Origin of the sequence: Streptomyces sp. S4.7, assembly GCF_010384365.1 — a bacterium.
In the GTDB taxonomy this organism is placed as follows: domain Bacteria; phylum Actinomycetota; class Actinomycetes; order Streptomycetales; family Streptomycetaceae; genus Streptomyces.
Genome location: NZ_CP048397.1, coordinates 6,876,468 through 6,902,319, shown reverse-complemented (window position 1 = coordinate 6,902,319; position 25,852 = coordinate 6,876,468). Strand labels below are relative to the sequence as shown.

Below are 25,852 nucleotides of genomic sequence, written 5' to 3'. Positions count from 1 at the left end.
GCCGGCCCGGTGCCGGTGCCGGCACCGGCTAGGCGGTCTCCGTCTCCGGAGTGATCCAGTCGCCGATCATCCGGTCGACATGGGGTCCGAAAAGATCCACCACGGCGTCCAGTGACAGGCTCGCCAGTGGTTCGACACGGACCACGTAGCGCCCGGTCACCAGTCCGACCAGCAGGACCCCGAGTACCGTGGCCTGGAGGTGCGGGTCGGGGGCGCGCAGCCGAGTGGCCAGCGGGAGCAGGAACTCCCCGCTGGCCACTTCGCTGAACAGGCGCGACGCCTCGGGGTGTTCCATCGCCGAGCGGAAGACGACCAGGAGCGGTGACGGCTTGGCCGCCGAGGCCTCCCAGCGGACGAGGAAGGCTCGCAGCAGCTTCCGCCCGGGAGCGGAGTCGGTGCCCTCGCCCGGCTCCGGGAGGAACGCGTCGGCGCGCATCGCCTCCCGGATCACCACCGAGAAGATCTTCTCCTTGCTGCCGAAGTGGTGCATCACCAAGGCCGGGTCCACCCCCGCCTGTTCGGCGATGGCACGGACCGTGGTGCCACGGAAGCCCCGCCGGCCGAAGAGTTCGACGGCCGCCTGGAGGATCAGCTCCCGGCGGGTGGGCGGGACTCCCGGCTCCGCGCCGTGGGAAGCGCTCGTCAACTCGCCCGCCCGGCCCGGCGGTCGGGAAGGTAACCGGGAGGCAGTTCCGAGACGGGGACCACCAGCACTGCCGGACGGAAGGGCCGCACGCGCTCCGCGACGAGGGCGATGATCCAGGCGACGGCCACCCATACGGCGAGCGTCAGCAGCGGAGTCATCACGTTGTTGCCGTCGAAGTAGAAGATGCGCCGGAGCGAGGTGATGGCACTGCCCATCGGCATGTACTGGGAGATGGTCGAGTAGAAGTCGGGAAGGAAGTGGTAGTCCACCGGGCCTCCCGAGGAGGAGACACCGAGCGGCAGTACCACGAGCGCGCCCACGGCCACGCCGAGCACACCGAACAGGCCCTGGCAGGCGGCAACGACACCGATGACGGCCAGCGAGAGGAGCACGGCGACTCCGAAGAGCTGCGGGAAGCTGCCGTCGAACGCACCGATGACGGGTCCGGCGAGGAGCGCGCCGACGCCTCCGGCGATCACGGCGTAGCCGAGTCCGGCGAGGAACCGCTTGCGGGCCGGGAGGCGCGCGGCCATCAGACTGAGGACCGCTTGGAAGAGGAGGGCTCCGATCACCAGCGCGATGCTCAGGAGCAGGCCGCTGACGCCCCGTGAGTCGGATTCGGGGAGGGGCGCCACGTCCTGTATCTCTCCGGTGGCGCCCGCCTGGCGGGTGAGTTCCTCGTAGGCGGCGGTCACGACGCGCACGGGCGCGTCACCGGCCGCTCCTGCCACCAGGAGCGTGGGGGGCTCCTGCGGAGCGGTGAACAGCAGGGCGCCGTAGATCTCATGGTCCATCAGCGCGTCCCGGGCGGCGCCCTCGGAGCGGTAGGAGGTGACGTCGAACGCGTCCGGGCTCCCCGCCTGGAGTTGCTGGTCGATCTTGTCACCGGTGCCGGCCGGGCCGACGACACCGATGGGCACGTCGTGCGGTTGCGGGTCCTGGAGCGCCGGAATCATCAGCCCCGCGAAGGCGAGGACGAGGAACAGGCCGATGACCATGGGCCCGAGCAGCATCCGGCGCGTGGCGGCCGTGTCCGGGGCCGGTACGGGCGGCGGCGCGGTGGTGTCGGGAGCGGTTGTCGGGGACGGCACCGTAGGACTCCTCGTGATGAAGAAAACTCCAGTTAAGGGATGCATGTGCTCAACAGTTGTTGAGGAGTCTGCCAGTGCGTCACACCGTCGGCAAGCGCCGAACTGCCTTTGTCACCGGCCGAGTTCGGGTGCGTCTGCCGACCCGGCGGCACCGGCGGGAAGCGGTGCGTCCTCTTAATTCCCGCTTTAGAGCCACGACCGAACATGGCACCGCATCGAGTGCCTGAAGGAGAACCGGCGGGCCCGACGAAAGGGCTCCAGACATGGGTATGCTCCCGTTCCTCCGCTGGGCCGCTCAGCAGTTCGCGATCTTCGGGCTCAGCTTCTGCCCCGGCGCGTGGGGCGGCATGGCCGTGCCGACCGCGGACGAGGAGCCGGACCGGGCCCCGGCCGGGACCGGCCCGGAGGAGGGCGCGGCTCCACAGATGTGCGACGGGCCGCCCGCCGGACACCCGGACACGCTGGAGGCCCGGCCCGCGTCCCCCGGCGAACGGGAGCTCTGGGCCGGTCTCGGTTACGACGTCTGACCGGACCGGCGGTCTCCCACTGGAGCCCGCCGGCCCTTCGACCCGTAGGTCAGCCGCAAGTCAGGCGGCCGGCAAGGCAGTCGCGCAGGTCCGCGCGGCCGGAGACCTGCAGTTTCCGGTAGACGCGGGTGAGGTGCTGCTCGACCGTACTGACCGTGATGAAGAGCTTCACGGAGATCTCCCGGTTCGTCTCGCCCGCCGCGGCGAGCTTGGCGACACGGAGTTCGGCCTCGCTGAGCTGGACCGCGTCCTGGCTGTCCGCGGGTGGCTCCTCGGATTCCACCGGGGCGGTTCGCGCACTCTCGGGCAGCAGTGTCCGGGCCACCCGTTCCGCTCCGCAGCGTACGGCGCCACGCCAGGCCCGCTGGCTGGTGATGTGCGCCTCGGCCGCGTCCCCGGCACCCCGGTGGGCCCGGCTCAGATCGGTCAGGGCGAGGAAATGCTGGTAGCGGTCAATGCCGTTGGACAGCAGATCGGCCGCCTCCTTGAGCATCGCCACCCTGTGATGGCGCCCGACCAGCGGGGCGTACACCCGAAGCGCCATGCCGCGCAGACGCGGTGACTGCGCCCTCGGATGGTGCAGCTGTCTGCCGATGAGGCGCCGGGCCTCGCGCCGGTCGCCCTGCGCCAGGGCCGCCTCGGCCGCGCCCACCCGCCAGGAGACGAGCGACGGTATGTCCAGGTCCCAGCTCTTCATCAACTCGCCGCACTCCAGGAAATCCTGCTGCGCGGCGGCGTACTGACCGGCCGCCAGGTAGTAACGTCCCCGCCCCTCCAGGTAGTTGAGGCCGAAGACGGTGAGGAACATGCCGCGGGGCACGACCCAGGAGAGGTACTCCTGGGCCTTTTCCAGGCTCCCCCGGGCGGCGTGGGCCGCGACCAGCGTTCCCAGCGGAAGCCCCAGCGCCACGCCCCAGGCCCGCGGGGCCATGTATCTGAGCGCGGTCGCGGCGTTCCGCTCCGCGGCCTGGAGGTCTCCCCGCCTGCGCACCGTCTCCGCCCAGATCGAGTAGTGGATCGCACGCGAGCCCATGGAGTCGAACGCCTCCATGTCCCGCATCGTCCGCTCGAACCAGCTCTCCGCGAGCAACAACTCGTCCGCGTAGAGCAGGGCCTGGAGCGCGGAGGTCGCCGAATCGCTGTCCGCCGGCTCCGCCGCGAGTATTTCCTCCGCGATTGCCGCGGCCTCACGGTGGTTCTCGTCGGACAGCGCTGTTCGCAGGGCGGTGACAGGGCGGGGGAGTTCGTATCCGGCTGATTCCGCGAGCGCCGGAAGAAGAGAATGATTGGCCTCCCGCACGCGTTTGTAAAGTCTCGGATGGCCCATGCGCGCCCACTCCAGGAACCCGTACAACTGCTGCTGGACTTCGCTCCCCTCACCCCGGCGTGCTATGTCGAGGACTATTTCGGCCGCCTCGTCGACATGACCGTGCCAGAGGAACAGCTTGAGCACGGCCACGACTCGCAGATCCGGGATGTGTCCGGTCTGCTGAAGCTGGAAGCACTCCGGCAAGTACTTGATCAACCGGGCCGGATTGAGCTTCCACTGCACCTGTAGCAGATCTGTGATGAGCAGACCCTTGTCCGCTTCACTCATCTGTCCCTGCAGAGCCAGGTCCAGACATTTGGAAGCGAAGGACCAGTCGTTCTGACTGACCGCCTCCACGGCGGATTCACGGAGAACGTCGACCGTCCACGGCTCGGTCACAGCTCTGGAGGCAACCAGTTGTCTGGCAACAACTTGCCGGCTGTGCCCTTCCGCTTCCAGTACTCTCGCCGCTTCGTACCTCAGCACTTGGAGTTGGGTGAATTCCGGGTCGGAAAGCACCGCTTCGGCGACTCCCGGATGGCGGAACCGACCTTCACTCAGCAGTCCCGCCTCTTCCAGCGCCATGACGCGCCCGGCGACGTGGTCGACGTCCGTCTTCAGGACGAGCGCCAGCAACTCCACCGACGCCGCGACACCGAGAAGGGCGATGCCACGGGCCACCGCCATGGTCTCGGCACCGCCACGGTGCAGCGAGGTGAAGACGGCCAACGCCGAGACCTGGCCCGCCTCCAGCTCGCCGACGGCCTCTGCCGCCGCCGGCTCCCCGTCCACCCTGCGCAGGATCGAGGTCGAGCCCTGCTCCTCGATGAGCGCGCGCAGCACGAGTGGGTTCCCGCCGCTGTACCGGTAGTAGTCGTCCACCGTCCGCGCCGCCACGTCCGGGCCGAAAGCCCGGGTCACCACCTCTGCCACACCCGAGGGAGACAGCGGAGACAGCCGTTTGCGCCAGCAGTGCGGCGCACGCAGAAGCTCGGCGTGAATGAGCGGAATGAGGAGTTGGGACCCCTCGGCCACCACCAGCACGAGCATGATGCGGGAAGTACGCGACAGCCGGATGAGATGGAGAATCGCGTCGAGCGACTCGGGATCGCTGTGCTGAAGATCGTCCAGCACGATGAGCAGCGGAATCGTCTTCGAACAGCGGGCGATCTCGTGCGCGACACGAGACGGAGTGCGGTCGACTCCACGGCGGGTGAGCGGGAGTTCGTCATCCGCCCAGTAATTCGTCGACTGAAGACTCTCCGTCAGCTGCTCCAGCAGATCCGCATTCCGGTTCTTCCCGGAGGCGGACGCCTGTGCACGGAGCACGAGCAGCTGACTTTCCTTCTCCGCACTGCCGGCCAGTGAGTGCGCTAATTCCGTCTTCCCCACTGCGACGGGCCCCGTGATCAATACGACGCTTCCGTCACCCGCTCGGGCATCCTGCAACAATTCCTGAAGTTCGGAAAGCACACGTGCTCGTTCGGCGAGTATCACGCCTATCCCCCTGTTCCCCCGAACACTTCTGAACCTGCGACATCAGGACCCGTTGGGCGAACTCTGGTCAGAATCTGCCGAAAGAGCGAATCCTGTCCCAGGAAACATGCTCCACCAGCCACAATCGCTTAGTCAAATGAACCGACCTCAAGGGTCCGCAGCGGTTTCAATTGCCTCGCTGACGGCAATCTGGGGTCAAAACGATAAAATGATTACCGAATGGGGCAGCACGCCGCGCCCCCGCCTCCCTCACCACTGGCCGGTACCTACCATAACCACTGGACTCGCTCTCATCCAAGGCCCCTTTGCGGAGCACAGGCCTCCCGTTCCGCACGCCCCCTCACCCCCAACACCACCCCCGCACGGGAACTTTTACCCATTCCGGTCCGTTCCCGATGCAATTGTTAAGCACCGACCTTTCACACCAGGCCGTGACAGACAAGGCACATCACACCCGGAACAGCCGACTCCGGATACCTCCCGATCCGACAGAGCCGCAGCTCACAGCAGTCCGGCGGCCCCAAGGTCCGCCACCAGGTCAACGCGCCCCGCCCCAGCCCCGATACCGGGCGCCACGCACCTGCGACTCCATTATCGGCGCCCGGCTTCGGCTTCCGATTACGCGCAGATGAACGTCACCGGCGGGCGGCACCGCGTGCCCCCCGCGCCCCCGTCCGCGGCGCAGACGTCACGCGTCGAACAGTGCCCGATACGCCGCATATCTGCCTATGTCTCGCGCCCGCCCGGCTTTTGAAAGAGAGCCGTCCAGAGGAAGGGTTCGCCGAAGCGACCGGACCCGGGCGGTTCGTCGCGCATACGGCGCAGTTCGATCTCCGACAGATCGGTGAAGATCCCGCGCAGGGCGTCCGGTGTGTAGGCGAGACCGCCGTGCAGCCCGGACCGCCGATAGAACTCGCGGTCGGGAAGCTCGGATCCCATCGCGCCGGACGCGAAGCAGGTGAGGGCGAGATGCCCGCCGGGCGCGAGGGCTCGTTCGACCAGGGCGAGATAGCTGATACGGCGGTGGGGCGGCAGATGGTGGAAGCAGCCCGAGTCGTGAATGAGGTCGTACGGCCCCTCCACACCGGGCCCGTCGGGATCGAAGGCGTCGCCCTGGCTGAACCGTACGTCGACTCCGGCCTCCCGGGCGCGCTCCTCGCCCCAGGCGACCGCGGCCGGCGAGAGATCGATCGCGTCCACCTCGAAGCCGGCGGCGGCCAGTTGGACGGCGTTGCGTCCCGGCCCGCAGCCCAGGTCCAGCGCCCGGCCCGGCGGAGCGACCAGACCGCGGTCGAGATACGAGACCAGACTCTCGTCCGGCTTCCCGGCGAAGAACGGCACCTCCCGCGAGCGGTCGTCGTAGAAGGCGTCCCACCAGTCGGAGGCCCCGCGCGTCCACCGGTCGGCCTCCGGCGCGAACAGGCCGTCCAGCAGCTTCAGCACATCGTCGACCGTGCGTATGTTCCGGTCCATCACATCCCCTTCCCGGTCCCACGACCGTACGGTCCGACACCATGAAAGACCAGGTCAGAGAGGCCGGGGCAGAGGGCGTGACGGGCGCTCGAAGGGCCCGCGACGTGCCGGGCGGGCTCCGCCTCCGGGTCGCACGCGCGCGGCCGGTACGCCCCCCGCCGAGGCCGGCGCGGCGGCATCCCAGCGCCACTCGACGGGCGGAATTCCAGGTCCGCCCAAACCTCACCCCCTGGACGTTCCGTCCAGAGTTAGACTTACCGTCTACCCCTGGGGAGTGACCATGGACGTCTATCTCGACCCGCGCTCCGGCCGCACCTACCCACTCGACGCCCGGCGTTGGCAGGGCGACGACGGAGCGCCCCTCACCGTCCGGCCACGGCAGGGCATCGGGCCGGAGGACGTGGACGGGTCCACCCGCTCGCTGTGGCGCTACCGCGCCGCGCTGCCCGGCACCATCACGCGGCCGGTGTCGCTCGGCGAGGGCTGTACCCCACTGATCGAGGGGCGTTGGGGGGACCAGGACGTGCGCTTCAAGCTCGAATGGTTCAATCCCAGCGGGAGCTTCAAGGACCGCGGAACCAGCGTGATGGTGTCGCTGCTCGCTCAGGCCGGAGTGGAGTCGGTGATCGAGGACAGCTCCGGCAACGGCGGCTCCTCGGTCGCGGCCTACTGCGCCGCCGCCGGCATCCGTGCCCGAATCCTGGCCCCGGAGGGGACGTCCCCGGCGAAGGTCCTGCAAGCGCGGGCGTACGGCGCCGAAGTGGCACTGGTGCCGGGCGACCGCAGCGCCACCTCCGAGCAGGCGATGCGGGAGGCACGGACCACCGCCTACGCCAGCCACAACTGGCACCCCTTCTTTCTCCAGGGCACCAAGACTCTCGCCTACGAACTCTGGGAGGACCTGGGCTTCGTGGCACCGGACGTGGTCGTCACGGTGGCAGGGGCGGGCAGTATCGTCCTCGGCTGCGACCTCGGGTTCGGCGAACTGCTCGCCGCCGGCCGCATCGAGCGGCTTCCCCGGCTGCTCGTCGCCCAGCCCGAACGGTGCGCACCCATCCACGCGGCCTTCCAGGGCGGCGCGCCCGGGGACTTCGGGCCAACGGTCGCCGAGGGCACGGCGATCAGAGAGCCCATCCGTCTGCCCGAGGTCGTCGACGCCGTCCGCCGATCGGGCGGGGACACCGTCGCGATCCCGGAGGAGGACATCGTCGCGGCGACCCGCCGTCTGGCGGGGACCGGACTGTACGCGGAACCGACCTCCGCGTCGGCCGCCGCCGCCATCGACACCTTCGTCGCCCGGGGAGCGATCCGCCCCGGCGAGACGGCGGTCGTCGTGCTGACCGGGTCCGGTCTCAAGGCCGCCTCGGCGATGGGGAGGATCGTCACGTGACCGAGGACGAACTCCTGCTCCGCGAGGCCGAGACGATCGTGACCGCGCTCGGCCGTATGTTCCCCGGCCTGTGTGAGGTCGTCCTGCACGACCTGCGGAATCCGGAGCACTCGATCCGCGCGATCGAGAACAACGAGTCCGGCCGCTCCATCGGCGATCCGGCCACCGAGCTCGGCATCGCCCGCATCCGGGACCCCGACTACCCCGACGTCATCCAGAACTACCCCAACACCTTTCCCGACGGCCGACCGGCGAAGAGCACATCCATCGGTATCAGGAACAGCGAGGGCGTCTACGTCGCCGCGATCTGCCTCAACCTCGACGTCTCCCTGTTCACCTCCGTCGCCCGCAGCCTGCACAACCTGGTCCGCACCGACGAGCGGGAGCAGTCCTTCACCGAGACACTCCGCGCCCGTACGACCACCGAACTCCGCGCTCTGGCAGAGGAGTTCGCGGCCGAGCGGGGCCGAACGCCACCTGCCCTGGACCCCACGGAGAAGCGGAAGATGGTCCGCTTCCTGCGGGACGAGGGCTTCCTCGACGTGAAGAACGCGGTTCGTACACTCACCGACATCCTCGGCGTCTCCCGCGCCACCGTCTACAACTACCTGAAATGACCGCCGGACCGGGTTCGTACCAGGTGGCACATGAGGTCTGTCACCGTATCGATCGACGTCCCGCAATCCGCCGAGCAGGTCTACGACTTCCTCGACGTCATGGCCCACCACGAGCGATTCACCGACCACTATCTGACCAACTGGCGCTACAGCGGCCCCGGTCGCGGCGTCGGTTCGGGAGCCACCGTCACCGCCGCGCTGGGCGGTACGAAGGCCGACGTCACCATCGAGGTCGTCGAGGCGGAGCCGCCCCGGCGGATCGTCGAGCGGAACATCAGCGCGGCGGGCCGGCGGCAGGCGCACGGCACCTACGACATCGAACCGCTGCCGGCCGGCGGGAGCCGGGTCTCGTTCACCTCCGCCGGGCCGGACGACGCGCACCCGTCGCGGCCGGCATCGGGCTTCGGCGCCGTGGGCGTCGCGGGCCGATGCCGGCCTCCGGTCGAGTGCGGTCAGGGGTCTATCCGGCGTCGGCCCCGATGTTCGGGGTGCTCGGGATGGCCGTCCCGTAGTAGTCAACGCCGCCGTTGCCGGACACGGCCGTGCCCGCCTTGGACGCCGGTGAACCGGACTTGAGGGTGTACGCCTGCGGGCAGGGCTGCGGCCCCGTGCCCGAGGTCGGCGACCACGAGCAGACGCCACCGGCGCCGGGCGAGGTGAACAGGGGGTCACCCCACACCGAGCCGGACTCCAGCCCGGCCGCCTTCCACGCGGCGAAGTCGGCGTGGGTCGTGCCGCCCCAGCGCCAGCCGCCGGTGTTCGTGCCGTAGTACAGGTTGTTCGACAGCGTCATACCGGTCTGCCCGTTCGGGTTGTAGTAGAGCTGGCCGGTCTTGCCGTAGGTGCCCTTGTTGGCCATGTAGCAGATGTTGTCCTTGATCTGCGAACCGCTCGCCCAGGTCCCGGCGGCGTAGCCGAACATGAAGCAGGCGCTGGCGCCCGTCCTCTTGTTCGCGCTCTGGTCCTTGTTGGTGAAGAAGGTGTTGCCGTAGATCGACAGCGCCTTCTTCGGCGCGTTGGGCACGACGTCGAACAGACCGCCCTGGGCGTTCGCCCAGTCGTCGTTCTCCGAGACGTTGTAGCGGTAGGTGTTCGGTCCCCACACCCGCGAGGCGGCGGTCGAGGTGTAGGCGAGCAGACCGCTGCCCGCGTTGTCGTGCGTGTAGTTGTACTCCACCACCGAGTTCGTGGTGCCACCGTCGAGGTCGATCCCGTCCCAGTCGCACCCGGCCGTGTAGCCCGGGACCGGCTGCACCTTGTACACCTCGTTGTGACGGATCTTCACGTTGTTCGACGTGTACGTCATGATGCCGCTGGCGCCGCCGCAGGAGGTCACGTTGGCACCGATGTCGTGGACCAGGTTGCGCTGGATGACCGCGCCGTCCCAGCCGTTCGCGGTGAGCCCGGCTCCCGTGCTCTGGGCCGCCATGCCGAGGTTGTAGACGGTGTTGCCCTCGACCCTGACGTTGGTGATGTTGACCCCCGAGCCCCAGCCGTAGATGCCCGGCCCGGCGTTCGAGGTCACACTGGCGCCGTGCAGTTTGTTGTTGAGGATCTGCACGTCGTCCAGCGGCCCCGCTGTTGGCGTTCACCGCGTACCCCAGCACCATGATCTGGCCGCCGAAGGTACTGCTGCTGCCGCTGGGTGTGGCGAAGCCGGAGATGTCGGAGCCGGTGACCTTCATGCTCTTGGTCGCCGTCGTCGACTTCTGGTTGTGCAGCAGCACACCGGCCGCGGTCGTACCGCCGTTGACCAGCTTCAGGTTGTGCAACTGGAAGCCGCTGACGTTGTCGGCGGCGACCGCGGCCGAGTAGTCCCCCGTGCAGTTGGACTTGATGGTGGCCTGCCCGGTGCCGTAGGAGGTGACCTTGAACGGCGTCGTCGCCGACGACCCGGGCACCTTGTCCCCGTTGATGGCCAGGCAGCCGGTGAATGTCCGCCCGCCCTGGAACGAGACGGTCGCGCCGCCCTGCGGGAACGTGAAGCCGTTGACCTTCGCTGTCGACTTCCAGGCCTGGTCCGGCGAGAGACCGCTGTTGCTGTCACTGCCGCTGGGTGACACGTAGTAGGTGGCGGCGGCGGCGTTCGCGGTGCCCGTGGCGGCACCCGCGAGCAGCAGACCCAGCATTGCCTGGGCCACCACTGCCGCACATGTCCTTGCTTTCATGCTTCTCCCCACTGCGGGCCCGCGACGACGCACGGACCCCGCAGATGACGACTCGTGTTGAGGCGTGGTCCATAGACGCGGTTGAGGGCAATCCCCTCGGCGCATCACTCCCTTCGGCGGACGGCTTCGTGCGTCCCGGCCGAGACGGTCCGTCCGGTGCCGGCCCGTTCCCGTCGGTCAGGTGATCAGGAGCGTGCGCCGGGCCTGTGTCCGCGAACTGGCGCCGGTATGGATGTGGATCTCGCCCGGCTCCACGGTGAAGGTCCCCGCCGGGTCGTTGGTCCAGTAGCCGAAGTCGTCGGCCCCCAGGGTGAAGCGGACCTCCCGCTCCTCCCCCGCCGCCAGCCGGACCCGGCGGAAGCCGCGCAGCCGGCGGACGGGCTGGGCGATCGTCGCGGCGGGATCCTGGACGTAGAGCTGGACGACCTCCTCACCCTCGCGGTCGCCGGTGTTGCGGACCGTGACGGTCACCTCCACGGTCGCCCCCTCCCGCAGCTCCCCCGCCCCGATCCGTTCCCGGCTCGGCAGCGGGTCGCCCAGCACGAAGGTCGTGTAGCTCAGGCCGTGGCCGAAGGCGAACTCCGGTCCGTCGGGGATGTCGAGATACCTCGACACGTACTTCACCTCGGGTGCGGCCGGGTCGTAGGGGCGGCCGGTCCGCTCGTGGTTGTGGTAGAGCGGGATGTGGCCGACGGCCCGGGGGAAGGTCACCGGCAGTTTGCCGCCCGGGTTGACCGCCCCGGTCAGTACGTCCGCGACGGCGGGCCCCGCCTCGATGCCCGGGTGCCAGGCCATCAGGATCGCCGACGCGCTCCGCGCCCAGGCGCCGATCGTGAGCGGGCGTCCGCCGACGAGGACCACGACGCAGGGCCTGCCGGTCGCGGTGACCGCGTCGATCAACCGCTCCTGGGCGCCGGGCAGGCCGAGTTCACCACGTACCGCCGCCTCGCCGCTGAGCGAGGGCGGTTCGCCCACCACGAGTACGACGGCGTCGGCGGCCTCGGCCGCGGCCACCGCCTCCGGGATGCCGGTGGTGTCGAACCCCTCCGGGGACACTCCGACGGCATGGGTGATGGAGGCGGACGGCAGTGCCTCGCGCAGAGCACGCAGGACGGGAGCCGATGCCGGCGCGCCGGGCAGGGTCCAGGTGCCCAGCAGATCACCGGAGTCGGCGAACGGGCCGACGACGGCGAGCGAACGCGGAGCAGCGGCGTCGAGGGGCAGGACGCCGTCGTCGTTCTTCAGCAGGACCATGCAGCGCCCTGCGACCTCGCGGGCCGCCGCACGCGTCTCGGCGGTCGGGCCGGTGAGAGCCGCCGATTCGTCGACGTACGGGCGCTCGAACAGGCCGAGTCGCAGCTTGAGACGCAGCACCCTGGCCACGGCGTCGTCCAGCCGCTCCGCGCTCAGGGTCCCGGCGGCGAGCAGTTCGCGGCCGTGGTCGACGAAGGTGGTGGACACCATCTCCATGTCCACTCCGGCGGTCAGTGCCCGCCGTGCCGCCTCGGCCTCGTTCGCCGCGCCGCCGTGCGCGATCAGCTCCTGTACACCCGTCCAGTCGCTGACGACGACCCCGTCGAAGCCCCATGCCTCCTTGAGGATGCCGGTCAGGGTGTGCGGGTTGGCGTGTGCCGGGACCCCGCTGACGGTGTTGAAGCCCGCCATGACGGTGGCGGCACCGGCCTCGACGGCGGCCCGGAACGGCGGCAGGTAGAGATTGCGCAGCCGCTGCTCGGAAACGTCGACGGTGTTGTAGTCGCGCCCGCCCTCCGCGCCGCCGTAGGCCACGAAGTGCTTGGCGCAGGCGGCGATCCGGTCGGACGCGGTCAGGTCGGCGCCCTGGTAGCCGCGTACCTTGGCCACCGCGTAGCACGTGGTCAGATACGGGTCCTCACCGGCGCTCTCGGCGATCCGGCCCCACCGCGGCTCGCGGGTGACGTCCATCATCGGGGAGAACGTCCAGTGGATGCCGTTGGAACGGGCCTCGCGCGCGGAGACCTCGGCGTCCTTCTCGGTCACCGCCGGATCGAACGCGGCGGCCTGGGCGAGCGGGATCGGGAAGGTGGTGTGGAAGCCGTGGATCACGTCCAGGCCGAAGACCAGGGGGATGCCCAGCCGGGATTCCTCGACGGCGATGCGCTGGAGCGCGTTGCTCGACTCGGCGCCGACGGCGTTGAGTACGGAGCCGAGCAGGCCCTCGCGGGCGGCGGTCTCGGCCGACTCGGTGCCGCCGCCGCCCGGCCCGGTGTCCCAGGCCCAGGCGAGCTGCTGGAGCTGGCCGAGCTTCTCGTCGACGGTCATCAGGTCCAGGAGTTCCTTGACGCGGGACTCGTGGGCGTGGCCACTCATGGCGGGTTCCTCTCGTCAGTAGTGGTGCGGCCGGCTGCGGATCTCCTCCGGCCAGGCCAGCCGGATGCCCAGGGACTGGCTGAGCAGCCGCTGGTAGTCGGCCAGTTGGGTCTGGTCCGAGCGCACCTTGCGGGGCGGCAGGGCCCGTTCGAGGCAGAACCCCGCGAGGGCGCCCACGGCCTCGCCGATGGCCCACTCCACCGGGTGCAGCCGGTAGCACCCGTTGGTGATGTGTGTGGTGCCGATGTTCTTGTTGGCCGGCAGGAGGTTGTCGACCCGTACCGGGATCAGGGCGCCCAGCGGGATCTGGAAGGGGTAGGACTCGATGTCGATGTAGGTGCGGCCGCCGGTGCTGGGGTGCAGGTCGATGCGGTAGCTGCCGAGTCCCACGCTGTCGGGAAACACCTCGCTTCCCGCTCCCGGCGGCCGGGCCTCGACACCCACGTGCTGTTCGACGACGGTCAACTCGGCCTTGATACGGCGTGATTCGCGGATGTACGGCGCCTTGGCCAGGCCGTCGGCGGTGCCGGTGACATCGGGCCGCAGCCGCAGGCCCGGCCAGCCGGTGCCGCCGTCGGGGCGGGGCGCCTCGGTCTGCAGCCAGTGCAGGAAGGACAGCGACAGCTCCCGGCCCGCCGCGAGCGCCGCCTGTCGGGCCGCCTCGTCGACACCGAGCAGCGGCGCCTCCCAGTAGTCGATCTGCGGCCAGTTGACGACGGTGACGTCGGAGGCGAAGGCACCGGGCGCGAACGCCTCGCGCGCCAGGACCCGGCGGAACTGCCACAGGTCGAAGTGCTCCCCGGCCTCCCGGTCGGCCCCCATCAGCGCCCAGGTGCGCTGTTCGAGGGTGATCGGGACGATGTCGGTGAAGGAGAGCTGCGGGCCGGGCCAGAACGGGGCCACGGTCGTGCGCCAGTGGTCGTAGGAGGCGGGGCGGTCGATCACATGGTTCTCACCGGGGCGGTGGTCGAGGGCGAAACACCAGGACACGGCCTGCTGGTCGAGCGGATCGGCGGTCTCGGGCGCGTGCGGTTCCCCGGTCTCGTCGCGGCCCTCGGCGCCGATGACGTGCTCCACACCGGCCAGTTCCAGCAGGTCGCCCAGCTCGGTGGCGTCGGCGACGTAGGAGGCGTGGACGGTGACTTCGCGTCCGTCGTGTCCGCCGGCGAGCGTGACCGCCGCGATGCGGTCGCCGTCGGTGTGCGCGGCGACGGGTGCGTAACCCGTGAGGACGGTGATCGCACCGGCGGAGCGCCAGGGCGCGAGCATCTCCTCGATGACGGCGACGGCCACGCGCGGCTCGTGGCACATCCGGCTCACGACGCCGAGCCCGGGATCGAGCAGCGGGTCCCGCGCGGCCCGCGGTCCGAGGGGATAGTTGCGGCGGTAGTAGTCGCTTACGCGCCGGCGCAGTTCGGCGTAGCCGGGCGGGCAGGCGGAGCCCTCGATCCAGGGATGCTCGTCGGGTGGCACGGCCTGGGCGGTGAGCTGTCCGCCGAGCCAGTCGGTGGCCTCGGTGAGCACCACCGTCCGGCCGAGCCGGGCGGCGGTGAGCGCTGCGGCCACGCCACCCAGTCCGCCGCCGACGACGAGGAGCTCGGTTCGTATCTCTGTCATGGCCCGGGGGCTCCTTCTGCCGGTTCCACCGGCGGGAGTGGTCGGTACAGGGGCACGTTCTGCTCAAGTGGTGCGCGTTCGGGCGGTGTTCGGGGCCGGGGGCCCCGTCGTTCGTCCGTCTCGGGGCAGCCGGAACCGGCGGACGACGCCGCTTACCGCGCGCGACGCGTCCCGCGCCGACGGGAGACCGGACCCGCCGGGGCTGTCCGGCGGGGGCCCTACTCGCTCACGGTCGCGATGGTGGTGCCGAGGACGAGCGGACACGGCACCAGCAAGCTCCCGGTCCGCTGCTCGGGGTCGGCGAGCATGTCCTGGAGCCGGTCGACGGCCATGCGGCCGATCTCGACGCGGGGAATCACGAGTGAGTCCCACTGTCCGGAGAGATCGGCCGGCGCCGCCTCCAGCACGGCGACGGACACGTCGTCGGGGATCTTCCGTCCACGGGCGGCCAGTCGCTCACGCAGGCTCTCCGCGAGTCTCACGCTCTCCACCACGATCGCGGTCACCGCGCCACGCGCCACCTCGTCCAGCCATGGCTCCTCGATGCCGTCGCGGCCGAGAACACCCGGGGAGGTGTCGGTCAGCCCGAGCCGTACGACGGTCTCCGCGTAGCCGACGCGGCGGTCTTCGTACGGCTCCATCTCCATCCACTCGCGCACGTAGCCGAGCCGCCGGTGACCGTGCTCCGCGAGCCGTTGGACGATCTGTCCGCTCGCCGACCGGTAGTCGGGGACGATCTGCGGGATCTCCGCGCCGGGCACCTCGCGGCGGCCGATGTGGACGAAGGGATACCCCTCGTACCAGAGCCGGGCCAGCTCGCCGCGGTCGGTGGAGACGCCGAGCAGGATGCTGCCGTCGGCCAGGTTGAGGCGATTGGTGCCGTTTCGGTAGATCTTGCGCTCGCCGTCGCCACCGGACCCGGTCGAGGTGAACAGCACCAGGTCGAAGCCGGTCTCCTCGGCCCGCTCCTCGATTCCGAGCAGGAACTCGAAGTAGAAGTCCTCGCTGGCGCGCGGGAAGACGCGCTCGAAGGTGTGCACGCCCAGCAGGTCGTTGCGCTGGTTACGCATCGCGCGTGCCGCCGGGTTGGCGACGTACCCCAGCTCGCGCACCGCCTCGAAGACCCGCTGCCTGGTCTCCTCGGGGATCCGCGCGGTCGCCGCGTTCCCGCTGATCACGCGGGACACCGCCGACTGGGACACCCCGGCCAGCCGTGCCACGTCCGCCTGGCTGGGTGCCTTGCCGCGCCGTCGCGCTGTCATGATGCCCCCTGGAGCGTCTCCCGCCGGGCGGCGGTCGCCGCGGCATGTGTGGTCTCGGCGAGTTCCCCGGCCCGGCCCTTGGCGTGCAGCCAGCACTTCGCCCAGTGTCCGCCGCCCAACTCCGTGCGCGGCGGGGCCTCGACGGCGCACTCCCGCATCGCGAACGGGCAGCGGGGGTGGAACCGGCAACCCGTCGGCGGGTCGATCAGACTGGGCGGCTCGCCCAGTTCGTCGGCCCCGGCGAAGAGCTGGTCGCGGTCCCCCACGCCGCGCTCGGGGTCCGGCGAGGACTCTATGAGCAGTTTGGTGTACGGGTGCTGCGGCGCGGCGATCACCTCCTCCTTCGGACCGGACTCCACCATCTGACCCGCGTACATCACGGCGATCTCGTCGCAGAGGTACCGGGCGCCGGCGATGTCGTGCGTGATGTAGAGCAGCGCCAGGCCGTCCTCGGTGCGCAGCCGCTGGAGCAGGTTGAGCATCTCCAGCCGGATCGACACGTCCAGCATGGAGATCGGTTCGTCGCCGAGCAGGACCTTGGGCTCCACGGCGAGCGCACGGGCGATCACCACGCGCTGGCGCTGCCCGCCGGAGAGCTCGTGCGGGAACTTCGCCGCGATCTCCGCGGCCGGGGCGAGACTGACCCGCTCCAGCAGCTCCGTCATGCGCTGTTCGCGCCCGGCGGCGGTGAGTCGCGGCTGGTGCAGGCGCAGCGCGCGGTCGAGGTTGTAGCGGACGCGGTGCAGCGGGTTCAGGGATCCGAAGGGGTCCTGGAAGATCAGCTGGACCTCGGAGTGGTAGGCGCGCTGGGCCCGCCGGCTGCCGCCGATGGGCTCACCACGCAGCAGGATCTCTCCCCGCGTCGGTTCGTGGAAGCGGGCCAGCATCCGGGCGAGGGTGCTCTTGCCGCTGCCGCTCTCCCCGACCAGTACCAGAATCTGACCCGGTTTCAGGGAGACGGTCGCGTCCTCGACGGCGCGGACGACGGAGGTACGGCCGAGCGGACCTCGGACGGTGAAGTGCTTGGAGACGTCGCGCGCCTCCAGGACGTACTCCGGTCGCTCCACCGCCTCGGGCGCACGGGCCGTCTGCCGCTGCGCGGCGGACACTCCCTCGTGTGGGGACTCGTTCACCGGATCTCGCCTCCCGTCTCGTGGTCGGTGTCGTGGTCGCTCTGTTCGTGGCCGGTGTCGCGGCCGGTCTCGTCATGGGTCCGGTGGCCGCCGGTCCCGCCGCCGGTCTCGTTGAGCAGGCACGCCGCCTCGTGGCCGGGCCGGGGCCCCACCGGCAGGAGTGCCGGCAGCCGCTCGTCGCAGCCTTCCGTCCGCCGTGCGCACCGCGGGTGGAAGGGGCAGCCGGCCGGTGGACGGCGCAGGTCGGGAGGGGTTCCGGGGATGCCGTTCAGGGTGCGCAAGGGGGAGCGCAGCGGCGGGAAGGAGTCCCGCAGCCCCTTGGTGTACGGGTGTTTCGGATCGCTGTACCACGGCCTGGGAGCCGTACTCGCGCATCGACCACTGGTTGTCGACCACGTGGTAGAGGTACACCTCACGCACGGCGCCGTCCTTGACGCCCTTGACCAAGGTGCCCGCGCAGGTCTTGCCGGACATACGGTCGCCGAGCGTGGCCGGGTCGGGCAGACAGGCCGCGACCACATCACGGGTCTGGCAGACCGCGATCAATCCGGTCATCGCCCTCGAACTGATGGCCGGCGACGTATGGACCGGCAGCGGGGTCCTCGGCCCCGAGGCCCTGCCGCCCCGCCCGTTCCTCGACCTCCTCACCGCGTACGGCTCCCCCTGGGGTCTGCGCGAGGAGAACTGACGTCGCCCCGGGCCCGCGGACCGGCGGGTGCGGCCCCCGCGTGAACGCGGTTCCAGGTGGTGGCGGAGAGCCGCGCGAGGCACTTTCGGAAGGCCGGAAACCCTGGGGCGGGCCTTCACGACCGGGCGGTTCGCCACCTCATGGGAGGCACTGATGACGACGGACAGCAAACCGGACCAGCACCGGGAGCTGGCCGACCAGACCGTCGTGGTGATCGGCGCGAGCTCGGGAACCGGCCTCGAAACGGCCCGTCAGGTCCGCGCGGCCGGCGGCCAGGTCGGCATGGTCGGGCGAGATCCGGAGCGGCTGGAGCGGGCGGCGGCCGAAGTCCGGCCGCTCAGCACCACGTCCCTCGACGCCACCGACACCGACCGGCTCGGACAATTCTTCAGTGACCTGCCCGGCACGGTCGACCACGTCATTTCGACAGCGGGCGGCCCGTCGTACGCGCCCCTGGCCGACATGGACCTGGCGCAGACCAGCCGGCATTTCGGCGAACGCCTCGCGATGACGCTCGGAACAGCCAAATACAGCCGAGGCAGGGTCCGGGACGCGGGGACGCTGCTGTTCATCGGTGGCACCGGCGCCCGCCGGCCCGCCAAGGGCATGACCGTCACCTCGGCGCCGACGGCGGCGCTCCCGGCCATCACCGCGAGCCTGGCACTCGAACTGGCACCGATCCGGGTGAACCTCATCGCTGCCGGATTCGTCGACACACCGCTGTCGGCCTCGCTCCTGGGCGATCAGCTCGAAGCACGGCGCGAGGAACTCCGCGCCTCGCTCCCCATCCGACGGGTCGTCGGCCCGCAGGACGTCGCCGCACTCGCTCTGCACATCATGCGCAACGAGGCGCTGACGGGCGCGACGTACGACATCGACGGCGGCCAGCAACTGCTGTCCCAGTGACCCGGCTCCCGGTCCGGGCTTCCACGAGCCGAGGTGTCGATCCAAGGGAAACCGGGGACCGACGGCTACGATCGAGGTGCCGAAAGCCCTGGGTTCCGCCGGTTCCAGCCTGTGTCCGCGAGGCCACGTGCCTGTCCCTGCGTGACGTTGGAACGCTGTCGACACCCGCTCCGCGCAAGGGGGTTCTCGTGACCGCCGCCCCGACCCCGCCCACCGTTCCCGGACCCGGGGACCCGAAGCCGTTTCTGCCCGTACGTACGGCCATCGTCCTCCAGACGGCCGCCTTCGTAGGGGCGATCGCCGGAACCCTCACCTACCTCAGCACCGGCGACACGGCCGGCGCGATCCTCGCAGGACTCGTCGGTCTCGGTGCGAGCGTGCCGACCCTGAACGGACTGATCGGCGACTGAGCCCGAGCGCCCCGCGCGGCATCACGGCACGGTGACCGCAGCAGCGGGAAACGAACGCTCAAGCGCCCCCCCTGTCCCCCGCTCGGTGCAGGCACACGGACCGGATCGTCGGCTCGCAGCAGGTGGTCGGGCAGTACCGACATCAGATGCGGCCACCAAGCGGGATGCGCTCGCAGCATGTGGCGCAGGTCCGGGCGGTTCTCGACGGTCTGGCGGCAGTAGTCCGTCCACGGGCCGGCGCTGCCGCTGTCGGGGACACGCTCGTGTACGGGCCCGCCCCCCACTTCTCCGACGGCCGGCCGTCCATGGCCGGCCGGGACGGGCCGTCTCTCACGGCGGCGGTTTGAGGAGGTCCGGGGTCATGAGAGCGACGCGGGGAGCCGGGTCTTGCTGTCGGCACGCGCGATCCGGCGCGCCCTCCCTGAGGAGCGGCGGCGTTCCCCGCCCGACTGGCGGAATGTGCTCCCCGCCCACCGCGCGGCCGGGGAGCGGGCCGTGGTGTGGGGCGTGATCGCGGACGGTGGACGGGCGTTGAGGACATACCCGCATTCGACCTCGAACGTCCTTCTCCGCGCGGTGAATTGACCCGAAATCCACTCCGGGCGGCGCACCGCGGAACCGCGTCACGCACGGGCCGCTCCTCATCCTGCCGACCACCGTGCGGCAGGATGAGGCCATGAGCGTAGTCAAGATCAACGTACTGACCGTGCCCGCCGAGCAGCGGGAGACACTGGAGAAGCGGTTCGCCTCCCGTGCCCATGCCGTGGAGAACTCGGACGGGTTCGAGTGGTTCGAACTCCTCCGCCCCGTCGAAGGCACCGACAACTACCTCGTCTACACGCGGTGGCGCGACGAAGAGTCCTTCCAGGCCTGGACCGAGGGCCCCATGAAGACAGCCCACCAGAGCGGTGACGCACAGAACGGCGAACGCCCCAGGCCGGCGGCGAGCGGGGCCACACTCTGGTCCTTCGAGGTCGCACAGCAAGCGTCGCCGACGAACGAGTAGACGGAACTCAGCGGTGGGCCGGCACGGGCATCAGTGGTCCTGGTCCCCACCCGGTCCACGACAACGGTCAAGGGCCGGTCTCGGATCTCTCCGAAACCGGCCCTGGACTTGCGACTCTCTCGAGTCGGGACGACAGGATTTGAACCTGCGACCCCTTGACCCCCAGTCAAGTGCGCTACCAAGCTGCGCCACGTCCCGCTGTTCCGCCGCCCGGAAGATCTCCCGGCGGCCACAGTTGAGAACTTTACCCCACGCGGGGTGGTCAGCGGGCCGCAGGCGGGAGGGGAGACAATCGGGGCATGACGGAGAAGCGGCGGGATCGGGACGTCGAAGGGCGGGCGCGGAACGCGCGGCCGAGGGATGGGCTGGGGCGGCCGTTGCCTTACGGGGAGCCCGGGGTCGAGCGTCAGCCCGAGGGGGTGGTGCGGGGGCCCGACGAGACGTTGCGGGAGGCTCAGCGGCTGCTCGACGCGGGAATGCCGTTCCACGCGCACGAGGTGTTCGAGGACGCGTGGAAGTCGGGCCCCGCCGAGGAGGAGGCGCTGTGGCGAGGCATGGCGCAGCTCGCGGTGGGGCTGACGCATGCCGCGCGGGGCAATCTGACGGGCGGGGCGCGGCTGCTGCTGCGCGGCGCCGAGCGGATTTCGGGGTACGGGGAGCCGTACGGGATCGATGTCCCGGGGCTGACCTCGTGGGCCGGCGGTCTGGCGGCACGGATCGAGGACGCCCCGGTCGACGCCGCCGCCGAGGCGCCGCGCCTGACGCTGCCGACGGGCGGTGGGTGAACTCCCGTACAGGGAGCCCCGGAACGTGACGCGTGACGTTGCCGGGGCGAGGTACGTCCGGTCGGGTCAGTCCTCGACGAGGACGACCTCCAGCGTGCGGGGGCCGTGCACCCCCTCGACGCGGTCCAGTTCGATGTCGCTGGTGGCCGAGGGACCCGAGATCCAGGTCAGTGGCCGGGTCGGATCGAGTCGCGGCATCGCCTGCGGTACGGAGGCGACGACCTGCTCCGGCGCCCGGACCACGCAGATGTGGTGGTCCGGTACGAGTGAGATACGGCGTCGGCCCTGGTCGGGGCCGCCGTCCAGGACGATCGTGCCGGTCTCCGCGATCGCCACGGCGCAGCCGGTGACGACGCTGTCGACCTCGTCCAGCTCCTGGGCGGTGGACTCCTCCCGGTCGGGGATCCGGGTCGGATCGGCGGAGGCGAGCCAGGACGGTGGGAGGCCCGGCGGCACCAGGACCGTACGGGAGCCGTGCTCGGCAAGCAGCTGCCTCAGCAGTTCCGCGAGCCCGGCGGAGTCGGTGCGGTGGACGACGGCGCGGTAGTCGGCGAGGTTCTCGGCCAGCAGGTCGACCATGGTGGAGTCGGGGGTGTGCGTGTCGAGATAGTCGCGCGTGACCTCGGGGGCGTCGGGCGCGTCGGCGACGGCGGCGCGGATCCGGGCCAGGATGCGCTCGCGCGAGCCCGATCGAGGGGTGCCGGACGGATCGATGGACGGGTCGGTGGTCATTACGGCTTCTTCCCGTCCGACTTCGGCTTCCGGTTCTTCTTCCACCAGTCCCGGAACGGCTCCGCCGGCATCTCCGGCAGCTCCCTGCTCCGTGTCCACGCACCCGCGCCGGGCAGCTTCGACGGGTGCAGCTTGCGGGTCCTGGACGCGACCCGCTCCCCCGCCCCGAGCACGCCGGGATGGTCGAGCACCCAACCGGCCGCCTTCATCGCGGCCTTTTCGACCCGGTGGCCCTTGCCGCCCTGGTCGGCGACCCGCTCGCGCAGATGGACCAGGACCTCGGGGATGTCGATCGCGACCGGACACACCTCGTAGCAGGCGCCGCAGAGCGACGAGGCGTACGGCAGTGAGGCGTCGATCTCGCTCTGGGTGCCCCGGAGTTGAGGGCTGAGGATCGCGCCGATCGGCCCCGGGTAGACGGAGCCGTACGCGTGCCCGCCGGCCCGCTCGTACACCGGGCAGACGTTGAGACACGCCGAGCAGCGGATACAGCGCAGCGCCTGGCGGCCGACCTCGTCGGCGAGGGTGTCGGTGCGGCCGTTGTCGAGGAGGACGAGGTGGAAGGTCCGCGGCCCGTCGCCGTCGGCGGTGCCCGTCCAGGTCGAGGTGTACGGGTTCATCCGCTCGGCCGTCGACGAGCGCGGCAGCGTCTGGAGGAACACCTCAAGATCGCGCCAGGTCGGCACCACTTTCTCGATGCCGACCACCGAGATCAGCGTCTCGGGCAGGGTCAGACACATCCGGCCGTTGCCCTCGGACTCGAAGACGACAAGGGTGCCGGTCTCGGCGACCATGAAGTTGGCGCCGGAGATGCCGACCTTCGCGCGCAGGAACTTCTCGCGGAGATGGAGCCGTGCGGCCTCGGCGAGGTCCGCCGGGGTGTCGGAGAGCCCGTGGGGTGCGGCGCGCCCCCAGTCGGCCATCTTCTCGCGGAAGATGTCGCGGATCTCGCCGCGGTTGCGGTGGATCGCGGGGACGAGGATGTGGGACGGCCGGTCGTCGCCGAGCTGGACGATGAGTTCGGCGAGGTCGGTCTCGTACGCCGCGATGCCCTCGGCCTCCAGGGCCTCGTTGAGCCCGATCTCCTGCGTGGCCATCGACTTGACCTTGACGACCTCGCTCTCACCGGTGGCCTTGACGAGATCGGCGACGATCCGGTTGGCCTCGTCGGCGTCGGCGGCCCAGTGGACGGTGCCGCCCGCCTCGGTGACCCGGCTCTCCAACTGGACGAGGTAGCGGTCGAGATGGCGCAGCGTGTGGTCCTTGATCTGCTTCCCGGCCTCGCGCAGCTCGGCCCAGTCGGCGAGTTCGGCCACCGCCTTGGCGCGCTTGTCGCGGATGGTGTGGGTGGCGTGGCGCAGATTGTCGCGCAGCGTCTTGTTGTGCACGGCCTCCTTGGCCGCCCGTGGGAAGGACGGCATACCGACGAACGTCCCGCTCATACGAGGGGCTCCTCTCGGGTGCTCGCCAGGATGTCGGCGAGATGCAGGGCGCGCAGCGGAGCCTCTTCCCGGCGCAGGACGCCCCCGATGTGCATCAGGCACGAGTTGTCGGCTCCGCACAGGACGTCGGCGCCGGTGGAGACGGCGTTGTTGACCTTGTCCTGGCCCATGGCGGTCGATACATCGGAGTTCTTGAGGGCGAACGTGCCGCCGAATCCGCAGCATTCGTCGGCGCCGGGCAGCTCGCGCAGCTCCAGTCCGTCGACGGCTTCGAGGAGGCGGCGGGGTCTGTCCCCGAGCCCGAGCATGCGCAGTCCGTGGCAGGACGGGTGGTAGGTCACGGTGTGCGGGAAGTAGGCGCCGACGTCGGTCACCCGGAGGACGTCGACGAGGAATTCGGTCAGCTCGTAGGTGCGGGAGGCGAGGGCGGCGGCGGAGGCGTCGCCGATCTTCGGATAGTGCTGCCGGACCATGGCGGCACAGGATCCCGAAGGGGTCACGACATACTCGTAACCCTCGAAGGCGGCGGCCGTGCGGCGCACGAGCGGCTCGGTCTGCGCGCGGTAGCCGGTGTTGAACTGGGGCTGGCCGCAACAGGTCTGCGCCTCGGGGAAATCGACCTCCACTCCGAGGCGTTCGAGGAGCCGCACGGTCGCGATCCCGGTGGACGGATACACCGCGTCGTTGACGCAGGTGACGAAGAGAGCGACACGCATGGCCGGAGCATATGCGGTGACCTGCGGCGAACGTAAGACCCGCGCAGTCATCCGATGTATCTACGCGGGCGGTGGAGCTTCCCGTGTCATGAGGCAGACTCGGCCCGGTGAGACAGATCTATGTGATCGGCATCGGCGCGGGCGACCCGGACCAGCTGACCCTCCAGGCGGTCAAGGCGCTGAACCGGGTGGACGTGTTCTTCCTCCTCGACAAGGGCGAGGCGAAAGCGGACCTGATCGGGCTACGGCACGGCATCCTCGCCGAGCACATCGCCGAGGACCGGGAGTACCGGCTGGTCGAGGCGCGCGACCCGGACCGCGACCGGACGGCGGGCGGCGCCGACTACTCTCCCGCGGTCGGCGACTGGCGCGGCCGCCGCGCCGACATCTACGAGCGGATGATCACCGACGAGCTGGGTGAGGAGCAGGTCGGGGCGTTCCTGGTGTGGGGCGATCCCGCGCTGTACGACTCCACGCTCGGCATCCTGGACGAGATCCTGGCGCGCGGCACGGTCGGCTTCGAACACGAGGTGATCCCCGGCATCAGCAGCGTCTCGGCGCTGCTCGCCAAGCACCGCACGGGGCTGAACCGGGTGGCGCGCCCGGTGCAGATCACCACGGGCCGGCGGCTGGCGGAGGCGTGGCCCGAGGGGGTGGACGACGTGGTGGTGATGCTGGACGGGCACCAGTCGTTCCGCCACTACCTGGCGGAGAACCCGGTCATCCACTGGGGCGCGTACGTGGGGACGGCGGACGAGATCCTGGTGTCGGGGCGGCTGTCCGAGGTCGCGGACCGGATCGTGGAGCTACGGGCGGAGGCCCGCGCCCGCAAGGGCTGGATCATGGACACGTATCTGCTGCGGCGGGACTGAGCCCGAGCCGGGCCAGGGCCGTCCGTACGTCGGGCACTTCCGGTACGCCCTCGGGCGCGGGCGGCCGTTCGACCATGACCACGGCAAGGCCGAGTTCGCGGGCGGCGGTGAGTTTCTCGGCGGTGGCGGGTCCGCCGCTGTCCTTGGTGACCAGGACGTCGACACGGTGTGCCAGCAGGAGCGCGGTCTCGCCCTCGACGGTGTACGGGCCGCGGTCCAGCAGGAGTTGTGCGCTGCGGGGCAGGGGCGGCTCGGGCGGTTCCACGGTACGTACGAGGAAGTGCAGCCCGTCCAGTTCGGGCCCCGCGAAGGCGGCGAGACCCTGGCGGCCGGTGGTGAGGAAGACACGGCGCGCTCCGAGGGCCGGGAGCAGCGCGGCGGCGTCCGCGAGGGAGCGGGCGGGGAGCCGGCGGTCGCGCGGGTCTGTCGGCCAGCCGGGGCGGCGCAGCGCGAAGTGGTCGATACCGGCGGCGGCTGCCGCCTGGGCGGCGTGGGCGCTGATGGTCGCGGCGAAGGGGTGCGTGGCGTCCACGAGGACGTCGATACGGTGCGCGACCAGCCACGCGGCGAGGGCCTCGGGCCCGCCGAAACCGCCGACGCGGACGTCCCCTGCGGGGCGGGCGGGGTTGGTGACGCGCCCGGCGAGGGAGGTGGTGACGTGCACGTGGGGGGCTTCGGCGGCGAGCGCGCCGGCGAGGCGCCGGGCTTCGGCGGTGCCGCCGAGGATGAGCACGCGCAGGTGGGGCATGGGGACGAGGCTACGGGAGCGGGACGGGGACGAGGGGGCGGCGCCGGCGCGTACGGCTGCCCGGCCGGTGTCGCACGCGCGGTCCAGGGCGCGGCGGAGCCGGGTCGCCCGGTCCTGCTGTTCGTGGCGGAGGCGCGAGTGGTCGATCTCGACGCCGGGTGGGGGCCGGTGGCTTCCAGGGTGGTGACGCGCGCTTCCGTGGCGGCGAAGAGGTCGCGGTGGAGGTTGGTCACGGCGGCGAGGAAGTCGGTGGTGGGAGGGTGACCCGGCCGTCGTCCACGTCCTCGGCGTAGGTCCAGGTGACGGCCATGAGATCGTCGCCGGATTCGCCGCCCACGGTCCGCCACCAGGGGATGCGGGGCGCGGACTGCGAGTACCCCATGTCGAGGCCGTGTTGGCCGTACCAGCCGGCCGCCGCCTCGGACTCCGGGCAGACGCTGGATCCGACACCGGTTCCAGAGCCTCGGG

Annotated in this window: 26 protein-coding genes, 1 tRNA gene and 2 pseudogenes; 12 read left to right on the top strand and 17 right to left on the bottom strand. The window is 70.6% G+C overall.

Annotated elements, in window-relative coordinates; translation table 11 throughout:
• Positions 1-28: 28 nt before the first annotated feature.
• A complete protein-coding gene (locus SSPS47_RS30640; protein ID WP_239065123.1) occupies positions 29-646 on the bottom strand; it encodes a TetR family transcriptional regulator in 618 nt (205 codons plus the stop codon).
• Positions 643-1,737 (bottom strand): ABC transporter permease, encoded by a 1,095-nt coding sequence (locus tag SSPS47_RS35735; RefSeq protein WP_239065122.1) that lies wholly within the window; start codon positions 1,735-1,737, stop codon positions 643-645. The genes SSPS47_RS30640 and SSPS47_RS35735 overlap by 4 nt, the downstream gene beginning before the upstream one ends.
• Positions 1,738-2,000: 263 nt before the next feature.
• Here SSPS47_RS35735 and SSPS47_RS30635 point away from each other — a divergent pair, with 263 nt between their 5' ends.
• The gene (locus tag SSPS47_RS30635; protein WP_147877704.1) at positions 2,001-2,264 is read left to right on the top strand and encodes a hypothetical protein; all 264 of its coding nucleotides are present in this window, start codon (positions 2,001-2,003) and stop codon (positions 2,262-2,264) included.
• Positions 2,265-2,313: 49 nt separating this feature from the next.
• Here the strand turns inward: SSPS47_RS30635 and SSPS47_RS30630 are convergent, their stop codons facing one another.
• Together SSPS47_RS30630 and SSPS47_RS30625 are read right to left on the bottom strand one after the other, a co-directional pair.
• A complete protein-coding gene (locus SSPS47_RS30630; protein WP_239065121.1) occupies positions 2,314-5,046 on the bottom strand; it encodes a LuxR family transcriptional regulator in 2,733 nt (910 codons plus the stop codon).
• A gap of 750 nt (positions 5,047-5,796) precedes the next feature.
• Complete coding sequence (locus SSPS47_RS30625; RefSeq protein WP_164253742.1) at positions 5,797-6,543, bottom strand: class I SAM-dependent methyltransferase; 747 nt, start codon at positions 6,541-6,543, stop codon at positions 5,797-5,799.
• 280 nt (positions 6,544-6,823) lie between these two features.
• On the opposite strand from SSPS47_RS30625, the gene SSPS47_RS30620 reads away from it, so the two are divergent.
• The 3 genes from SSPS47_RS30620 to SSPS47_RS36320 are packed head-to-tail and all read left to right on the top strand — an operon-like array spanning position 6,824 to position 9,126.
• Positions 6,824-7,933, top strand: coding sequence for a threonine synthase (locus SSPS47_RS30620; RefSeq protein WP_164253741.1), 1,110 nt, complete (start codon positions 6,824-6,826; stop codon positions 7,931-7,933).
• Positions 7,930-8,550: a PAS domain-containing protein gene (locus SSPS47_RS30615; RefSeq protein ID WP_164253740.1), complete on the top strand. Its 621-nt coding sequence runs from the start codon at positions 7,930-7,932 to the stop codon at positions 8,548-8,550. The genes SSPS47_RS30620 and SSPS47_RS30615 overlap by 4 nt, the downstream gene beginning before the upstream one ends.
• Before the next feature lie 30 nt (positions 8,551-8,580).
• A complete protein-coding gene (locus SSPS47_RS36320; RefSeq protein ID WP_343234910.1) occupies positions 8,581-9,126 on the top strand; it encodes an SRPBCC family protein in 546 nt (181 codons plus the stop codon).
• Here SSPS47_RS36320 and SSPS47_RS30605 read toward each other — a convergent pair.
• Positions 9,011-10,111 (bottom strand): right-handed parallel beta-helix repeat-containing protein, encoded by a 1,101-nt coding sequence (locus SSPS47_RS30605; RefSeq protein WP_203557968.1) that lies wholly within the window; start codon positions 10,109-10,111, stop codon positions 9,011-9,013. The two genes, SSPS47_RS36320 and SSPS47_RS30605, sit on opposite strands and share 116 nt — an antisense overlap.
• Positions 10,112-10,158: 47 nt before the next feature.
• Between SSPS47_RS30605 and SSPS47_RS34965 the strand changes: the two genes are divergently transcribed.
• Both SSPS47_RS34965 and SSPS47_RS34960 read left to right on the top strand, forming a co-directional pair.
• The gene (locus SSPS47_RS34965) at positions 10,159-10,365 is read left to right on the top strand and encodes a hypothetical protein (RefSeq protein WP_203557967.1); all 207 of its coding nucleotides are present in this window, start codon (positions 10,159-10,161) and stop codon (positions 10,363-10,365) included.
• Positions 10,366-10,419: 54 nt separating this feature from the next.
• Complete coding sequence (locus tag SSPS47_RS34960; RefSeq protein ID WP_203557966.1) at positions 10,420-10,617, top strand: hypothetical protein; 198 nt, start codon at positions 10,420-10,422, stop codon at positions 10,615-10,617.
• A 278-nt stretch (positions 10,618-10,895) separates the two neighbouring features.
• On the opposite strand, the gene SSPS47_RS30600 is transcribed toward SSPS47_RS34960, so the two are convergent.
• The 6 genes and pseudogenes from SSPS47_RS30600 to SSPS47_RS30575 all read right to left on the bottom strand — a co-directional run.
• Positions 10,896-13,067: a glycoside hydrolase family 3 N-terminal domain-containing protein gene (locus SSPS47_RS30600; protein ID WP_164253739.1), complete on the bottom strand. Its 2,172-nt coding sequence runs from the start codon at positions 13,065-13,067 to the stop codon at positions 10,896-10,898.
• 15 nt (positions 13,068-13,082) lie between these two features.
• Positions 13,083-14,684 (bottom strand): FAD-dependent oxidoreductase, encoded by a 1,602-nt coding sequence (locus tag SSPS47_RS30595; RefSeq protein ID WP_203557965.1) that lies wholly within the window; start codon positions 14,682-14,684, stop codon positions 13,083-13,085.
• A 218-nt stretch (positions 14,685-14,902) separates the two neighbouring features.
• Positions 14,903-15,946 (bottom strand): LacI family DNA-binding transcriptional regulator, encoded by a 1,044-nt coding sequence (locus SSPS47_RS30590; protein WP_239065120.1) that lies wholly within the window; start codon positions 15,944-15,946, stop codon positions 14,903-14,905.
• Positions 15,943-17,079 carry an ABC transporter ATP-binding protein gene (locus SSPS47_RS30585; RefSeq protein ID WP_239065119.1) on the bottom strand — a complete coding sequence of 379 codons (1,137 nt, stop codon included), beginning with the start codon at positions 17,077-17,079 and terminating at the stop codon, positions 15,943-15,945. Before SSPS47_RS30585 ends, SSPS47_RS30590 begins: the two co-directional genes overlap by 4 nt.
• On the bottom strand, positions 17,076-17,495 hold the full coding sequence (locus tag SSPS47_RS30580; protein WP_239065118.1) for an oligopeptide/dipeptide ABC transporter ATP-binding protein: 420 nt from the start codon (positions 17,493-17,495) through the stop codon (positions 17,076-17,078). Before SSPS47_RS30580 ends, SSPS47_RS30585 begins: the two co-directional genes overlap by 4 nt.
• Positions 17,425-17,604: pseudogene (locus tag SSPS47_RS30575) on the bottom strand (ATP-binding protein); the annotation flags it as partial. The pseudogene SSPS47_RS30575 and the gene SSPS47_RS30580, both read right to left, overlap by 71 nt.
• Position 17,605: 1 nt before the next feature.
• Here SSPS47_RS30575 and SSPS47_RS30570 point away from each other — a divergent pair.
• The 4 genes and pseudogenes from SSPS47_RS30570 to SSPS47_RS30555 all read left to right on the top strand — a co-directional run.
• A pseudogene (locus SSPS47_RS30570) lies at positions 17,606-17,767 on the top strand (ATP-binding protein); the annotation flags it as partial.
• A gap of 153 nt (positions 17,768-17,920) precedes the next feature.
• Positions 17,921-18,673 (top strand): SDR family oxidoreductase, encoded by a 753-nt coding sequence (locus tag SSPS47_RS30565; RefSeq protein ID WP_164253738.1) that lies wholly within the window; start codon positions 17,921-17,923, stop codon positions 18,671-18,673.
• A gap of 188 nt (positions 18,674-18,861) precedes the next feature.
• Positions 18,862-19,083: a hypothetical protein gene (locus SSPS47_RS30560; RefSeq protein WP_147877719.1), complete on the top strand. Its 222-nt coding sequence runs from the start codon at positions 18,862-18,864 to the stop codon at positions 19,081-19,083.
• 676 nt (positions 19,084-19,759) lie between these two features.
• Positions 19,760-20,089: an antibiotic biosynthesis monooxygenase gene (locus SSPS47_RS30555; RefSeq protein WP_164253737.1), complete on the top strand. Its 330-nt coding sequence runs from the start codon at positions 19,760-19,762 to the stop codon at positions 20,087-20,089.
• Between the two features lie 124 nt (positions 20,090-20,213).
• On the opposite strand, the gene SSPS47_RS30550 is transcribed toward SSPS47_RS30555, so the two are convergent.
• Positions 20,214-20,287 (bottom strand) — tRNA-Pro (locus tag SSPS47_RS30550).
• A 101-nt stretch (positions 20,288-20,388) separates the two neighbouring features.
• Between SSPS47_RS30550 and SSPS47_RS30545 the strand changes: the two genes are divergently transcribed.
• Entirely contained in the window at positions 20,389-20,874 is a 486-nt protein-coding gene (locus SSPS47_RS30545) for a DUF309 domain-containing protein (protein ID WP_147877730.1), read from the top strand.
• A gap of 66 nt (positions 20,875-20,940) precedes the next feature.
• On the opposite strand, the gene SSPS47_RS30540 is transcribed toward SSPS47_RS30545, so the two are convergent.
• From SSPS47_RS30540 to SSPS47_RS30530, 3 genes are read right to left on the bottom strand one after another with little or no spacing between them, the layout of a single operon-like run.
• Complete coding sequence (locus tag SSPS47_RS30540) at positions 20,941-21,606, bottom strand: lactate utilization protein C (protein WP_164253736.1); 666 nt, start codon at positions 21,604-21,606, stop codon at positions 20,941-20,943.
• Positions 21,606-23,048 carry a LutB/LldF family L-lactate oxidation iron-sulfur protein gene (locus SSPS47_RS30535; protein WP_164253735.1) on the bottom strand — a complete coding sequence of 481 codons (1,443 nt, stop codon included), beginning with the start codon at positions 23,046-23,048 and terminating at the stop codon, positions 21,606-21,608. Before SSPS47_RS30535 ends, SSPS47_RS30540 begins: the two co-directional genes overlap by 1 nt.
• Positions 23,045-23,764, bottom strand: a complete 720-nt coding sequence (locus SSPS47_RS30530; protein WP_147877733.1) for a (Fe-S)-binding protein — start codon at positions 23,762-23,764, stop codon at positions 23,045-23,047. Before SSPS47_RS30530 ends, SSPS47_RS30535 begins: the two co-directional genes overlap by 4 nt.
• Before the next feature lie 107 nt (positions 23,765-23,871).
• On the opposite strand from SSPS47_RS30530, the gene cobF reads away from it, so the two are divergent.
• Positions 23,872-24,636: a precorrin-6A synthase (deacetylating) gene (cobF, locus tag SSPS47_RS30525; protein ID WP_164253734.1), complete on the top strand. Its 765-nt coding sequence runs from the start codon at positions 23,872-23,874 to the stop codon at positions 24,634-24,636.
• Here cobF and SSPS47_RS30520 read toward each other — a convergent pair.
• Complete coding sequence (locus SSPS47_RS30520; RefSeq protein WP_164253733.1) at positions 24,605-25,384, bottom strand: cobalt-precorrin-6A reductase; 780 nt, start codon at positions 25,382-25,384, stop codon at positions 24,605-24,607. The genes cobF and SSPS47_RS30520 overlap by 32 nt on opposite strands.
• A gap of 229 nt (positions 25,385-25,613) precedes the next feature.
• Positions 25,614-25,766: a hypothetical protein gene (locus SSPS47_RS36080; RefSeq protein WP_164253732.1), complete on the bottom strand. Its 153-nt coding sequence runs from the start codon at positions 25,764-25,766 to the stop codon at positions 25,614-25,616.
• Positions 25,767-25,852: the final 86 nt, after the last annotated feature.

Bases quoted from the DNA above. Each gene is read 5' to 3' on its own strand.
- SSPS47_RS36080 (WP_164253732.1), bottom strand. From the start codon at position 25,766: ATGGGGTACTCGCAGTCCGCGCCCCGCATCCCCTGGTGGCGGACCGTG.
- SSPS47_RS30530 (WP_147877733.1), bottom strand. From the start codon at position 23,764: ATGCGTGTCGCTCTCTTCGTCACCTGCGTCAACGACGCGGTGTATCCG.
- SSPS47_RS30635 (WP_147877704.1), top strand. From the start codon at position 2,001: ATGGGTATGCTCCCGTTCCTCCGCTGGGCCGCTCAGCAGTTCGCGATC.
- SSPS47_RS30595 (WP_203557965.1), bottom strand. From the start codon at position 14,684: ATGACAGAGATACGAACCGAGCTCCTCGTCGTCGGCGGCGGACTGGGT.
- SSPS47_RS34965 (WP_203557967.1), top strand. From the start codon at position 10,159: ATGATCTGGCCGCCGAAGGTACTGCTGCTGCCGCTGGGTGTGGCGAAG.
- SSPS47_RS30540 (WP_164253736.1), bottom strand. From the start codon at position 21,606: ATGACCACCGACCCGTCCATCGATCCGTCCGGCACCCCTCGATCGGGC.
- SSPS47_RS30625 (WP_164253742.1), bottom strand. From the start codon at position 6,543: ATGGACCGGAACATACGCACGGTCGACGATGTGCTGAAGCTGCTGGAC.
- SSPS47_RS30545 (WP_147877730.1), top strand. From the start codon at position 20,389: ATGACGGAGAAGCGGCGGGATCGGGACGTCGAAGGGCGGGCGCGGAAC.
- SSPS47_RS30620 (WP_164253741.1), top strand. From the start codon at position 6,824: ATGGACGTCTATCTCGACCCGCGCTCCGGCCGCACCTACCCACTCGAC.
- SSPS47_RS36320 (WP_343234910.1), top strand. From the start codon at position 8,581: ATGAGGTCTGTCACCGTATCGATCGACGTCCCGCAATCCGCCGAGCAG.
- SSPS47_RS30600 (WP_164253739.1), bottom strand. From the start codon at position 13,067: ATGAGTGGCCACGCCCACGAGTCCCGCGTCAAGGAACTCCTGGACCTG.
- SSPS47_RS30590 (WP_239065120.1), bottom strand. From the start codon at position 15,946: ATGACAGCGCGACGGCGCGGCAAGGCACCCAGCCAGGCGGACGTGGCA.
- SSPS47_RS30535 (WP_164253735.1), bottom strand. From the start codon at position 23,048: ATGAGCGGGACGTTCGTCGGTATGCCGTCCTTCCCACGGGCGGCCAAG.
- SSPS47_RS30555 (WP_164253737.1), top strand. From the start codon at position 19,760: ATGAGCGTAGTCAAGATCAACGTACTGACCGTGCCCGCCGAGCAGCGG.
- SSPS47_RS30565 (WP_164253738.1), top strand. From the start codon at position 17,921: ATGACGACGGACAGCAAACCGGACCAGCACCGGGAGCTGGCCGACCAG.
- SSPS47_RS30520 (WP_164253733.1), bottom strand. From the start codon at position 25,384: ATGCCCCACCTGCGCGTGCTCATCCTCGGCGGCACCGCCGAAGCCCGG.